Origin of the sequence: Oceanobacillus sp. FSL W7-1293, assembly GCF_037969815.1 — a bacterium.
Lineage (GTDB): Bacteria > Bacillota > Bacilli > Bacillales > Amphibacillaceae > Oceanobacillus > Oceanobacillus oncorhynchi.
This window is the reverse complement of record NZ_CP150212.1, coordinates 3,068,097-3,082,312: the sequence shown is the minus strand read 5'-3', so window position 1 is coordinate 3,082,312 and position 14,216 is coordinate 3,068,097. Positions and strand designations below refer to the sequence as shown.

At 39.3% G+C, this 14,216-nt stretch carries 13 protein-coding genes; all 13 read left to right on the top strand.

The genetic code is table 11. The features are described 5' to 3' along the window. The first annotated feature begins 7 nt into the window (after positions 1-7). The 13 genes from MKY65_RS15125 (at position 8) to MKY65_RS15065 (ending at position 14,182) form a co-directional block, all read left to right on the top strand. Positions 8-487 (top strand): chemotaxis protein CheW, encoded by a 480-nt coding sequence (locus tag MKY65_RS15125; protein WP_339178184.1) that lies wholly within the window; start codon positions 8-10, stop codon positions 485-487. Further along, entirely contained in the window at positions 487-1,122 is a 636-nt protein-coding gene (locus MKY65_RS15120) for a chemotaxis protein CheC (protein WP_339185263.1), read from the top strand. Before MKY65_RS15125 ends, MKY65_RS15120 begins: the two co-directional genes overlap by 1 nt. 1 nt (position 1,123) lies before the next feature. Further along, complete coding sequence (locus MKY65_RS15115) at positions 1,124-1,615, top strand: chemotaxis protein CheD (RefSeq protein WP_339178181.1); 492 nt, start codon at positions 1,124-1,126, stop codon at positions 1,613-1,615. Positions 1,616-1,639: 24 nt separating this feature from the next. Further along, on the top strand, positions 1,640-2,416 hold the full coding sequence (locus tag MKY65_RS15110) for a FliA/WhiG family RNA polymerase sigma factor (RefSeq protein ID WP_339178179.1): 777 nt from the start codon (positions 1,640-1,642) through the stop codon (positions 2,414-2,416). A 27-nt stretch (positions 2,417-2,443) separates the two neighbouring features. Continuing rightward, positions 2,444-2,908: a hypothetical protein gene (locus tag MKY65_RS15105; RefSeq protein WP_339178177.1), complete on the top strand. Its 465-nt coding sequence runs from the start codon at positions 2,444-2,446 to the stop codon at positions 2,906-2,908. A 177-nt stretch (positions 2,909-3,085) separates the two neighbouring features. Continuing rightward, positions 3,086-3,844 (top strand): 30S ribosomal protein S2, encoded by a 759-nt coding sequence (gene rpsB, locus MKY65_RS15100; RefSeq protein WP_339178175.1) that lies wholly within the window; start codon positions 3,086-3,088, stop codon positions 3,842-3,844. A gap of 105 nt (positions 3,845-3,949) precedes the next feature. Continuing rightward, a complete protein-coding gene (gene tsf / locus MKY65_RS15095; RefSeq protein WP_042534994.1) occupies positions 3,950-4,834 on the top strand; it encodes a translation elongation factor Ts in 885 nt (294 codons plus the stop codon). Positions 4,835-4,981: 147 nt separating this feature from the next. After that, positions 4,982-5,704, top strand: a complete 723-nt coding sequence (gene pyrH / locus MKY65_RS15090; protein WP_042534993.1) for a UMP kinase — start codon at positions 4,982-4,984, stop codon at positions 5,702-5,704. 2 nt (positions 5,705-5,706) lie between these two features. Then, a complete protein-coding gene (frr, locus tag MKY65_RS15085) occupies positions 5,707-6,264 on the top strand; it encodes a ribosome recycling factor (protein ID WP_339178170.1) in 558 nt (185 codons plus the stop codon). 382 nt (positions 6,265-6,646) lie between these two features. Further along, entirely contained in the window at positions 6,647-7,405 is a 759-nt protein-coding gene (locus MKY65_RS15080) for an isoprenyl transferase (protein ID WP_339178169.1), read from the top strand. A 15-nt stretch (positions 7,406-7,420) separates the two neighbouring features. Continuing rightward, positions 7,421-8,209, top strand: a complete 789-nt coding sequence (locus MKY65_RS15075; RefSeq protein WP_042534988.1) for a phosphatidate cytidylyltransferase — start codon at positions 7,421-7,423, stop codon at positions 8,207-8,209. A gap of 279 nt (positions 8,210-8,488) precedes the next feature. Then, on the top strand, positions 8,489-9,763 hold the full coding sequence (gene rseP, locus MKY65_RS15070) for an RIP metalloprotease RseP (protein ID WP_339178167.1): 1,275 nt from the start codon (positions 8,489-8,491) through the stop codon (positions 9,761-9,763). 129 nt (positions 9,764-9,892) lie between these two features. Beyond that, complete coding sequence (locus tag MKY65_RS15065) at positions 9,893-14,182, top strand: PolC-type DNA polymerase III (RefSeq protein ID WP_339178166.1); 4,290 nt, start codon at positions 9,893-9,895, stop codon at positions 14,180-14,182. Positions 14,183-14,216 lie beyond the last annotated feature (34 nt).

Sequence of the window (14,216 nt, the reverse complement as noted above, 5' to 3'; positions counted from 1 at the left end):
GATTGGAATGACACAAGAACAGTTAACTCCAGAAAGATTAGAAAAAACAATCATTTTTGATTTGAATGGCAGTGAGTATGGGTTGCCGGTGAACTTCGTAGAGTCTATTGAAACATCCTTGCCTATTACACGTGTTCCGCACGAAAAAAATTATATTAAAGGTGTGATTAATCTTAGAGGGAAGATTATCCCCGTCATTGATCTGCGCATTCGGCTGGAAGAAGAGCCGGAGCATAACAAGGAAGAAGATCAGATAATCATCACCAAGATTGATGAGACACAAGTTGGATTGATTATAGACAGTGCAAATGATGTGTTAGATATCCCAGTTAATCTTTTGGAAAATCCTCCGGAAACCATTGGCACTGTAAAAAAAGAATACATCCATTCTATTGCTCATCTGAATAATCGGCTGATTGTTTTATTAGATATTTATAAATTATTAAATTTAGAAGAAATAAAAACAAAAGAATTGGATGATCAATGATGGATGTTTTCCAATTAACGAGCTTTCAGAAGGATATTTTGAAAGAAATAGGGAATATAGGTGCTGGAAACGCTGCAACCTCCTTATCACAGCTGTTGGGTCATAAAATAGATATGCTGGTTCCTAATGTGGAGATTGCTGACTTTAATGAAGTCATTGAATTGGTTGGCGGACCGGAACAGCCTATTGTCGGATTGATGTTTCAGGTGGAAGGGGAAATAACGGGTGTAATGGCTATTGTCGTTGATATTGAAGAAGCAGAGTATCTGGTACAAAAGCTGACGCATAATCCGGAATTTCGATTATCAGAAGAGACGAACGGAATAGAATTAGAGATTGCTATGTCTGCATTAAGTGAAATAGGAAATATTTTGACCGGGTCGTATCTTACCGCACTTTCTGACTTTACGGGTATGAATCTGCAGCCTTCTGTTCCGCATCTGGGAATCGATATGGCTGGTGCTATTATGACAATGGGCTTATTAGAAATTTCTCAGGTAACAGATTATGCAATTATTATTGATACGGAAATAAGGCAAGAGGAACGAGGCCATGAACAGATTAGAGGGAATTTCCTTTTTATTCCTGATCCAGAATCTTTTCAAAAGCTCTTTGCCAAATTAGGATGGTCTTAATATGAGTATAACGAAAACAATTGTAAATGTCGGTATTGCAGATACGAAAATTGTTCGCTCTCCTAATACGATTCGAACGCTGGGGCTTGGCTCTTGTATTGGAACGGTATTATACGATGAAAAACGCGGGATAGCTGGATTGTCTCATATTTTATTGCCTGACTCCAGTCAAGCAAGGGCCGGCAGTATAAGTGAGATGAAATATGCAGATACAGCCATCCCGCAGCTATTAGAAATGTTGCGGGAACAGGGAGCCAGAAATATGAAAGCAAAAATGGCCGGGGGAGCGCAAATGTTTCAGGTTGGCAAAGGAACAAGCTTTATGCGGATTGGTGATAAGAATATAGAAGCAGTCCAGGACGCACTCCGGAAATTAAATATTAAAGTCGTTTCCTCCGATGTAGGCGGTAATTTGGGAAGAACGATTGAGTTTGATCCAGTAACGTCCAAGCTTTCCATCAGAAAACGTAATCAGGATGTCTTTACAATTTAACCGATTTGAAAGGAGTGTGTCATCGTGAGTTCATTAGAGCCTTCACAAGAACAAATTTTATGGAAGCATTGGATGACCAGTCAAGATAATGAAGCAGCAAATTTACTCATTGAGAACTACATGTATCTTGTTTCCTTTCATACGGAAAGAATTGTAAGTCAATTGCCTAATCGTGTGGATCGTGAAGAAATCCGCAGCTATGGCTTGCTGGGTCTGTATGATGCATTGCACAAATTTGAGCCGAAACGTGATTTGAAGTTTGATACATATGCCTCATTTCGAATTAAAGGTTCGATCATGGATGGATTAAGAAAAGAAGATTGGCTGCCACGTTCGATTCGTGAGAAAACAAAAAGGGTGGAGCAGGCAAGTGAGATTTTTGAGCAAAAAAATCAACGGGAAGCACAGCCGGAGGATATTGCCGAAATGACAGGAATGCCTATTCATGACGTTGAAACAACATTACGGGATATGGTACTGAGCAACATGCTTTCTATTGAAGATAAACCAAAGGGGCAGGAGAATGACCTGAAAGAAGGTATCGGCTACAATGTATCAGATAAATCGGAGCTCAGACCGGAAGAAAGGCTTATCCAAGATGAGTGGAAGGACGAATTAATAGAAGGGATCAAGTCATTAAATGAAAAAGAACAGCTTGTCATCAGTCTTTTTTATCAAGAGGAATTAACCTTTACAGAGATTGGACAAGTATTGGAATTAACGACTTCCCGTATTTCACAAATCCATAAGCGAAGCATTGTAAAATTACGCTCAACGCTGCAAAAAATCACCCAGGTTTAATATGAGCATGTATGGAAGGGAAAAAATATGTCAACATTACTATGGATGATCAGCTTTTTACTACATGGCATTTCAATACTAGCTATTTATTTATTATTAAAGGACAGACAGAATGCTAATGGAAATAAACAAGCAGAAAATGTACTGAAAGAAACATTGGAAGAAATAAGGAAAGAGAATAGAATGCTGCAAAGCCTTCTGGAAGAGGATAAACAGCCTGACAAAAGTCCTGTAAAGCATGACAGCATAAAGTATCCTCCTTCCCCCCCTGCAGAGGAGAAGAAAGAGGGCGCTGCAATGATAGAGAAAGAAATGCAGCCTATAGAGGATTTTCAACCTGCTGCTTTTCAAGATGAAGTAGAAACATCCTTGGAAGCCCAAATACTGCAGCTTCACACAAACGGAGAAACAATAGACGATATAGCTAAAAAGTTAAATTGCGGAAAAACAGAAGCTGAAATAATTATCAAAATGCATCAAAAAAAGTCGTAGAAATCACTTGCCTCCTTGGGGAGGTTGTGGTATAGTAACCTTTGGTGTAAATAGTCTATCTATGATTAGTTAGCTAAAAATCACACGCATTTTGATTTATAAGGTTGGTGCTGATATTCAGTGTTCTTATAAAGAAGATAAATGCGGAGGAATAAAACCAATTAGGAGGAATTTATTATGGCAGCAATTTCAATGAAACAATTGCTAGAAGCTGGTGTACACTTTGGTCACCAAACACGTCGTTGGAATCCAAAAATGAAAAAATACATTTTCACGGAGCGTAACGGCATCTACATCATCGACTTACAAAAAACAGTTAAAAAAGTGGATGAAGCATACAACTACGTGAAGGACATCGCAGCAAACGGCGGTACAGTTCTTTTCGTCGGTACAAAAAAACAAGCTCAAGATTCTGTACGTGACGAAGCGGTCCGTTCAGGTATGTTCTATGTAAACCAACGCTGGTTAGGCGGAACATTAACAAACTTCCAAACAATCCGCAAACGTATTAACCGTTTGAAAGATATTGAAAAAATGGAAGAAGACGGTACTTTCGATGTACTTCCTAAAAAAGAAGTAGTAAATTTATTAAAAGAAAAAGATCGTCTTGTTAAATTCTTAGGTGGAATTAAAGAAATGAAAAAAATTCCAGACGCATTATTTGTAATTGATCCTCGTAAAGAGCGTATCGCAATTGCAGAAGCGCACAAACTAAACATTCCGATCATCGGAATTGTTGATACAAACTGCGACCCGGATGAAATCGATTATGTAATCCCTGCAAACGATGATGCAATCCGTGCAGTAAAACTTCTTACTTCAAAAATGGCAGATGCTATTCTGGAAGTAAAACAAGGTGAAGAAACAGAAGAAGCTGTTTCTGAACAAGACCAATTAGAAGCAGAAGTTACAGAAGAAGCTGCTTCCAAAGAGTAATCTTTTAAAAGGTGAGGGTGATAAGAGGATAGAAGCCTTTTATCACCCTTTTTTCAGGAAAGAAGAAGGAATAACAAAAATCAACGTTTTTAAGGAGGAATTAACATGGCAGTAACTGCTAAAATGGTTAAAGAATTACGTGAAAAAACAGGTGCTGGAATGATGGATTGTAAAAAAGCACTGACAGAAACAAACGGAGATATGGAGCAGGCAATTGATTTTCTTCGTGAAAAAGGAATGGCGAAAGCTGCTAAAAAAGCAGATCGTGTTGCTGCAGAAGGTTTAACGCATATTGAATTAGACGGAAATAGAGCTGCAATTATTGAAGTAAACTGTGAAACAGACTTCGTTACAAAGAACGATCAATTCAAGCAATTGCTTTCTGACCTTGGAAAACACATTGTGAAAAATAATCCTGAAACTGTTGAAGAAGCTTTACAACAACCATTTTTAGATGGTTCTGAAACAGTTGACGCAGCAATCACTACAGTGGTTTCTAAAATTGGAGAAAAAATCTCCCTTCGCCGTTTCACTGTATTAGAAAAAACAGATAATGATGCTTTTGGTGCATACCTTCATATGGGCGGACGTATCGGCGTGCTTTCATTGTTGGAAGGAACAACAGACGAAGAAGTAGCGAAAGATGTTGCGATGCATGTAGCAGCTATTAATCCTCGTTATGTATCTCGTGATGAAGTTGCTGAAGAAGAAGTGAACAGCGAGCGTGAAGTGCTTAAAACACAAGCATTAAACGAAGGAAAACCAGAAAACATCGTTGAAAAAATGGTGGAAGGCCGTCTAGGTAAATTCTTCGAAGAAATCGTTCTTTTAGAACAAAGCTTTGTAAAAGATCCAGACCAAAAAGTGAAAAAATATGTTGGAGATAAAGGTGCTTCTGTAAAAGCATTTATTCGCTATGAAGTAGGCGAAGGAATGGAAAAACGTGAAGATAACTTTGCGGAAGAAGTAATGAGCCAAATCAAAAAATAAGTTGTGCAAATTAGGGGACATTAATTTGTTCCCTTCTTTGTAGGGGTTTTTCAAAAGGCCGAGTGAAAACTGGAAAGTTTAATTCGTCCTTTTGAGCATCCTCTTATAGCTATATATTGTAAATATATTTTTTCTCTGGAGGTTATTATGACGACAGCACATTATAATAGAGTTGTGTTAAAATTAAGTGGAGAGGCATTAAGTGGAGAAGAAGGATACGGAATCTCTCCTAAAATCATTCATTCCATTTCAGAACAGGTTAAAGAAATTGTAGAGCTTGGTGTAGAGGTTGCTGTAGTAGTTGGCGGCGGTAACATCTGGCGCGGTAAAGTAGGATCAGAAATGGGCATGGATAGAGCTTCAGCTGATTATATGGGGATGCTTGCAACAATTATGAATTCTCTTGCTTTACAGGACGGTCTGGAAACGATTGGTGTACAGACCAGAGTACAGACATCCATTGAAATGAGACAGGTTGCTGAACCATACATACGGCGGAAAGCGATTCGCCATCTGGAGAAAAAGCGTGTTGTTATTTTTGCTGCTGGTACTGGAAATCCTTATTTTTCTACAGATACAACAGCTGCATTACGTGCTGCAGAAATTGAAGCAGAAGTTATTTTAATGGCTAAAAACAACGTGGACGGCGTTTATACAGATGATCCTAAAATCAATAAAGAAGCAAAGAAATATGACTCACTTACCTATTTAGAAATGTTAAATGAAGGATTAGGTGTAATGGATTCTACCGCTTCTTCATTATGTATGGATAATGACTTACCGCTGATTGTCTTCTCTATTATGGAAGAAGGTAATATTAAACGAGTTGTGCAAGGTGAAAACATTGGAACAACGATAAGGGGGAACTAAACATGTCAGAATCAGTGATAAAAGATACGAAGGAAAAAATGGACCAGGCTGTTCAAGCTTATTCAAGAAATCTAGCCTCTGTTCGTGCTGGACGTGCCAATCCAAGTCTATTAGATACGGTTTATGTTGATTATTATGGTGCTTCTACACCGCTGAACCAACTAGCTCAGGTAGGTGCTCCAGAAGCTAGACTGCTAACCGTTACTCCATACGATAAGTCAGCAATTGGCGATATTGATAAAGCAATCCAAAAAGCGGACTTGGGACTTTCTCCATCGAATGATGGAAACATCATCCGCATCAATATTCCTGCACTTACACAAGAGAGAAGAAAAGACTTGGTTAAAGTAGTAGGGAAATATGCAGAAGAAGCTCGTGTACAAATCAGAAATCTTCGCCGCCAGGCAAATGACCAGCTGAAAAAAGCTGAAAAAAATGGCGATATGACAGAAGATGATTTAAGAGCATTTCAAGATGATGTTCAAGAAACAACAGATGCGTTTATTAAGCAAATTGAAGATTTAGCAAAAACAAAAGAAAATGAAATTATGGAAGTGTGATAGAGGATACATGCCTTCTATCCATCTTAACAGTACAACCCAGGCAAAATATATTTTGTTTAAAGGTGACAGTTTTCTGCTAACGTAGTAAGATGCCATTAAGCCCTCTTATTAAAGGGGGTTTTTGTATTAATGTTACTGGCAATCATGCACTTATATATGAATGGATAAAAAAGACTTCCGTACCCGATGTATGTCGCGGTTAGCGGAAAATCCTTTTCTAAACGTGTCATTTTATCGGATCTTTAAAAACAGCCGATTTCATACATGTTAAACGAAATACAGTCATATTATTTATTGGCATGGTCATGCCTTTCATCCCTTGTTCTTCGATAAAAGATGAAGAGGGTTTATGAACAAACAACCATTCGGGGGACGGAAAATGTCTATTAAAATTCCTTTTTTATCAAAACAACCAAAAGAACCGGATTCACTTTCTGAAGAAAATGCTCCTAATCATGTTGCTATCATCATGGATGGGAACGGCAGATGGGCACAAAAACGGGGATTACCCAGGTTTGCTGGTCATAAAGAGGGTGTATCTACGGTGAATAAAATCGTTAAAACCGCTGTGAAAGCAAATGTGAAGGTTTTAACGCTTTATGCTTTTTCAACAGAAAACTGGAAACGGCCAAAACAAGAAGTAGAATATATTTTAAAACTTCCAAAAGAGTTTTTGCATGTATATTTACCAAGTTTAATGGAAAATAATGTTCGTATCCAAACGATAGGCGATTTTCAGGCATTGCCGAGCCATACACAGGAAGCAGTAAACTATGCAAAAGAAAAAACGAAGCATAATGATGGTCTTATCTTAAACTTTGCCCTTAATTACGGCGGTCGTTACGAGATTTTAAAAGCAGTCAAGCAGATTGTAACGGAAGTAAAAGAAGATGATATCGATATGAACAGCTTAGATGAAGAAACCTTTTCAAAATATTTATATACAACTGGTGTCTCTGACCCGGATCTGTTGATCCGTACTGGCGGCGAATGCCGTTTAAGTAATTTTATGCTTTGGCAAATGGCGTATACGGAGTTTTGGTTTACAGATAAACTGTGGCCGGAGTTTACAGAAGAAACATTCTATGAAGCATTACTTGCATATCAGCATCGGAAAAGACGATATGGAGGTATATAAGGTGATGATGATTTAATGAAGCAACGAACGATAACAGCAATTATAGCTCTGCTTGTATTTGTGCCGATTATTATTATTGGCGGTTTGCCATTTACTATTTTTGTCTATCTGTTAGCGACGATAGGGATAGTTGAATTAATGCGGATGCGCCATCCTGATAAGAATTTTTTTCCGTATGTTTTATCAGCTTTACTGACATGGGTTATTTTATTGCCTAATGAATTACTGGCTGATATTGAATGGCTGACGAAATATGAATTGATCTCTATCTTTATTTTTGTTTTATTGGCGTATACCGTGCTTGTAAAAAATGAGTTTACTTTTGACCAGGTCGGCTTTGTTGTCCTTGCGGCGTTTTATGTTGGTTTAGGGTTCTTTTATTTGCTGCAGACTAGAGATGGAGAAAATGCGCTGAGAAATATTTTATTTGCATTTTGCATTATTTGGGCAACGGATACTGGAGCCTACTTATTTGGACGCAAACTGGGAAAGCATAAATTATGGCCGACTATCAGCCCGAAGAAGACCGTTGAAGGCGCGCTGGGAGGTATTTTTGTAGCTGTAGTTGTAGCTGTGATTTTTCATCTGATAGCGCCATTTGAGCAATCCTGGCTGACATTGATTATTGTTACGATGATAGCTTCTGCCTTTGGACAAATCGGTGATTTGGTTGAATCTGCCTTTAAACGTGTGTATCATGTAAAGGATTCCGGGAATATTCTTCCTGGACACGGCGGCATTTTAGATCGCTTTGACAGCATGCTTTTTGTTTTTCCATTACTGCATTTTATTCACTTTTTTTAACAAATAGAAGCGAATATTGTAGAATTGGTAAAGTAAGCTGACTTATTGAATATACTAGGTGAAGAGCTTTCTTTTGGCTAATACATAACAAAATTACATTATCGGACAAGTTAGCATATATGTTATTCTTGTTCCGGCACATACATGTATAGTTCCTGCTGCAGGATACTATATGAATGAGAAATAAATGATTGTTATGTGAACTTGTTGCGGAGAATCAAATGGTTAAATACTCCCTAACAACCTCTTTCTACCTTTATAAAAAAGGAAGGTGCTGTCATGACAACGGTTATTGCGTTTATATTGATGTTTGGTCTGCTCGTTTCCATTCATGAGTGGGGCCACCTGATTTTTGCAAAAAGAGCAGGCATGCTTGTCCGTGAATTTGCAATTGGCTTCGGCCCCAAAATATTGTCATTCACAAAAAATGAGACGCTTTATACAATCCGGTTGATTCCGGCGGGCGGATATGTCCGTGTTGCTGGAGATGACCCGGAAATTGTAGAGTTAAAACCAGGGCATCATATTGCGCTTGATTTTAACAGAGATGGAAAAGTATCTAAAATTATTGTAAATAACAAATCAAAGCATCCGAATGCTCGGACGATTGAAGTAGAGAAGGTCGATCTTGACCATAAGCTGTATATCGAAGGCTATGAATTGGATGACGAAGAGACAAAGCTTCATTTCGATGTCGATCCGAAAGCGATGTTTATCGTGGATGAACAGGAAACACAGATCGCTCCTTTCGATAGACAATTTGCATCTAAAACGGTCGGACAGCGTGCCATGCAGCTTTTTGCCGGGCCAATGATGAACTTTGTACTTGCCATCTTTATCTTCCTGCTTATGGGGATGATTCAAGGCGTTCCGGTAGAGGAAGCACAAATGGGTGAGGTCCAGCCGGAAAGCCCGGCAGAAGAAGCGGGGCTGCAGGAAAATGATGTTATTACACAAATAGGAGATCAATCTGTCTCAACCTGGGATCAATTTACGGATATTGTCCGGGAAAATCCGGATGAGGAATTAGATTTGGTTATCTCCAGAGGTGACACAGAGCAAGAATTAACGGTTGTCCCAGCTGAAGTGGAGACCGTGGACGATAGAGGAGATCCAATTCATATCGGGCAAATCGGTGTAACTCCGGCTTATGAAAAAAATATCCTTGGAACATTAGTATTTGGATTTGAGACAACTTATGAAACGTCGAAGCTTATACTTAACAATTTAGTCATGTTGGTTACGGGCCAGCTTTCCATTGATGTTCTATCAGGGCCCGTAGGAATTTATGATGCGACAGATCAGGTTGTTCAATCTGGCTTTACAAACTTTTTAATGTGGACAGCGATGTTGAGTATTAATTTAGGAATTATTAATTTAGTTCCTCTGCCAGCATTAGATGGCGGTCGCTTAATGTTTGTCGGACTGGAAGCTGTCAGAGGAAAACCGATAGCTGCAGAAAAAGAAGGAGTCTTTCATTTTGTCGGGTTTGCCCTCTTGATGCTCTTAATGATTGTTGTCACATGGAATGACATTCAGCGATTATTCTTGTAAAATAAAATAGTAAATCTAATAGGTTACCCTTGTCGGTTTATAGACAAGGGTTTCGTGTTTTCGCTTAAATTATAGGAAAAAATTTCTTCCTGTGTAGTCAAATATCTATCTACAATTGGAGGGGTATAGATGAGTATTTCCAAGCAAGAAAAAATGAAATTACTGCTTGAGCAAATTCAGTTGTCTGAGACATCGATTCAAACGTATTTTGCCTCAAGTTATTTAGAAAAAGTAGAGGTTTATAAGCAAGAGAAGAAATGGCATTTTTATATTCATTTAGAGGATGTTCTTCCATTCGATGAATATTTATATTTCCAACAGTCTTTGCAAAAAAGCTTCTCATCCATTGCCGAGAAGGTCGAGCTGACATTACATACAGATAATAAGCAATGTAATGAAAAAGATATTGGTGTATATTGGAAACACTTTTTAGCAACAACTTCCATTTCACCTGCATATCAGGAAATGGTAATGCAGCAAACGCCTCAAATTGTGGAAAATAAGATAATCTTAACTTCAAGAAATGAAGCAGAATCAAATATTTTGAAGAAAAGACTTGAACCAGCCTTCAGTCAATTCTGTTATCAAATTGGTTCCAGACCTTACTCCATTGATTTAGAAGTAAATGCTGATCAAAGTGAAATGCAAGCATTCCAAGACAATAAAGCAAAAGAAGATCAGGCGCTTGTCCAAAAAACCGTACAAGAAAAAGAAAAGCGGGATAAAGAAAAGGATACGCCTGTCAGCCAGCCGCTGGCGATCGGTTATAAGATTCAGGACGAGCCGGCAGAGATGAATCAAATCCTGGAAGAAGAAAGACGGATTACTGTACAAGGCTATGTATTTGATTCAGAAATCAGAGAGCTGCGGTCTGGAAGAAGCCTTTTGATTATTAAAGCAACAGACTATACCGATTCCCTGCAAATAAAAATGTTCTCCAAGGGGGATGAGGATGTCAATAAATTTCAATCTGTTAAAAAAGGGATGTGGGTAAAAGCTCGCGGCAGCATCCAAACAGATATGTATACCAATGAATTGGCAATGATGGCAAAGGATATTCATGAGGTACAAGTAAGAGAAAAACAAGATGAGGCGCCTGAGGATGAAAAAAGAGCAGAGCTGCACGCACATACGACAATGAGCCAAATGGATGCGGTCGTTTCTCCGGATGCATTGGTGGAACAGGCTGCCAAATGGGGTCATCCTGCTGTAGCGATCACAGACCATGCTGGCGTGCAAGGCTTCCCGGATGCTTACTATGCTGGAAAGAAACATGGCATTAAAGTGCTTTATGGTGTAGAAGCAAATTTAGTCGATGACGGTGTTCCGATTGCCTACAATGAGAGTGACCGTTTACTAAAAGATGCAAACTATATTGTATTTGACGTGGAAACAACAGGGCTCTCTGCTGTGTATGATACGATCATCGAATTAGCCGCGGTAAAGGTACATGACGGTGAAATCATTGACCGATTTGAATCATTTGCTAATCCGCATCATCCGCTGTCTGAGACAACGACGAATTTAACGGGGATTACGGATGATATGGTTAAGGATGCTCCTGAAGTCGGCGATGTCTTAAAAGATTTTCATGCCTGGATGGGAAAAGATATATTAGTAGCGCATAATGCAAGCTTTGATATGGGCTTCTTAAATCAAGGATTTAAACGGATTGGCTATGAAAAAGCAGCCAACCCAGTTATTGACACATTAGAATTAGCCAGATTTTTAATTACAGAGCTTAAAAATCATCGTTTAAATACGTTATGTAAGCATTTAGGAATTGAATTGACGCAGCATCACCGTGCCATTTATGACGCGGAAGCAACAGGTTATTTATTGTGGAATCTGGTTCAGAAATTAATGGAAAGAGAAATCACCAATCATCAGGACTTAAATAATCATATGGGAGAGAATAATGCTTATCAGCGCTCCAGACCTTTTCATTGTACGATTTTAGCGCAGACGCAGGAAGGTTTGAAAAATCTATACAAGATTGTATCCCATGCGCATATTGATTATTTCTATCGTGAACCGAGACTGCCACGGTCTATTTTGAAAAAATACCGTAAAGGTCTCTTGATCGGGACGGCTTGTGACAGAGGAGAAGTCTTTGAAACCATGATGCAAAAATCCGAGGAAGAGGCGGAGCAGGTTGCTGAGTTTTATGATTATATTGAAGTGCAGCCTCCTAAAAACTATGTCCATTTGGTAGATAAAGATTTAGTGCAGAACGAAGCACAGATAGTAGATATATTACGAAAGCTTGTCAATCTTGGGGAACGCATGGGGAAATTAGTAACTGCGACCGGCAATGTGCATTATTTGCAAGATATTGATAAGCAGTACCGGCAAATCCTGATTGCCTCGCAGGCTGGTAATCCATTAAACAGACAGACACTGCCGGATACACCATTCCGGACGACAGGTGAAATGCTTGGAGCTTTCTCCTTTTTAGGAAAAGAAAAAGCAAAAGAAATTGTGGTCCAAAATACGCAGCAGTTAGCTGATAGTATAGAGGATATCTCTCCTATTCAGGATGGCTTGTTTACGCCGAACATTGAAGGGGCGGAACAAGAAATGCGTGATTTATGCTATGATATGGCGAAAAAAGTATATGGCGAGCCGATACCGGAAATTGTTACCAATCGTCTGGAGACGGAATTAGAAAGTATTATCGGAAACGGATTCGCAGTAATTTATTTGATTTCCCATAAACTGGTTAAAAAATCCTTGGATGATGGCTATCTTGTAGGCTCACGGGGCTCTGTCGGATCTTCCTTTGTTGCTACGATGACCGAAATTACAGAGGTTAACCCGCTTCCGCCGCATTATGTCTGTCCAAGCTGTAAGCATGCTGAGTTCTTTACAGACGGATCTGTAGCGAGCGGTTTTGACCTGGAAGATAAAAATTGTCCAGAGTGCGGAGCTGCACTTGTAAAGGATGGACAGGATATTCCTTTTGAAACGTTCTTAGGCTTTAAAGGAGATAAGGTTCCGGATATTGACTTGAACTTCTCAGGAGATTATCAGCCGCGCGCTCATAACTATACGAAAGAACTGTTTGGTATAGATAGTGTGTACCGGGCTGGAACAATTGGAACGGTAGCTGAAAAAACGGCCTATGGCTATGTGAAAGGCTATGCTTCCGACCATCAGCTTGTTTATAAAAATGCGGAGATTGACCGTCTTGTACAAGGCTGTACCGGAGTGAAAAGAACAACCGGGCAGCATCCGGGAGGAATTATCGTTGTTCCCGATGATAAGGAAATTTATGATTTCACACCGATACAGTTCCCGGCGGATGACCGGAACAGTGAATGGCGGACAACACATTTTGATTTCCACTCGATTCACGATAATCTGCTGAAGCTGGATATACTTGGACACGATGATCCGACTGTTATCCGTATGCTGCAGGATTTAAGCGGAATCGATCCTAAAACTATCCCTACCGATGATGAAGAAGTGATGAAAATCTTTGGCGGAACAGAGTCTTTAGGAGTGACTCCGGAGCAAATCCAGTGTAAAACTGGCACGCTTGGAGTACCTGAATTTGGTACAAAATTTGTGCGGCAGATGCTTGAGGATACGAAGCCAAACACCTTTGCAGAACTGTTGATTATATCAGGTCTGTCCCACGGTACCGACGTGTGGCTCGGCAATGCACAGGAGCTGATTAATAACGGCACGTGTAAGCTTCCGGATGTTATCGGCTGCCGTGATGATATTATGGTCTATTTAATGCATAAAGGCTTAGAGCCTTCCTTGGCATTTAATATCATGGAGTTTGTCCGGAAAGGTAAAGGGCTGAAGGACGAATGGATTGATGAAATGAAGAAAAACAATGTACCAGACTGGTATATTGAATCTTGTAAGAAAATCAAATACATGTTCCCGAAAGCACATGCGGCAGCCTATGTTTTAATGGCTGTACGAATCGCCTATTTCAAAGTGCATCACCCGATTCTTTTTTATGCGGCATATTTCACCGTTCGTGCGGATGATTTTGAGTTAGATACGATGATTAAAGGTTCGGATGCTATCCGTAAACGTATGGAAGAGATTAATTATAAGGGCAATGACGCATCGCCAAAAGAGAAGAACTTATTGACTGTGCTTGAGCTTTCATTAGAAATGTGTGAACGCGGCCTATCTTTAAAAAAGGTAGATTTATATAAATCAAGCGCAACCGAATTTATCGTTGACGGTGATTCGCTGCTTCCTCCTTTCAATGCTGTGGACGGCTTAGGCACCAATGCGGCATTAAATATTGTGAAGGCCCGTGAAGAAGGAGAATTTCTTTCTAAAGAAGATTTAAGAGAAAGAAGTAAAATTTCCAAAACTGTGCTGGAGTATTTAGACACGCACGGATGCTTAGAAGGTATGGAAGAGAAAAACCAGCTTTCCTTATTCTAAATGTGAAAGACATACGCATAAATCCGTTTGTTTT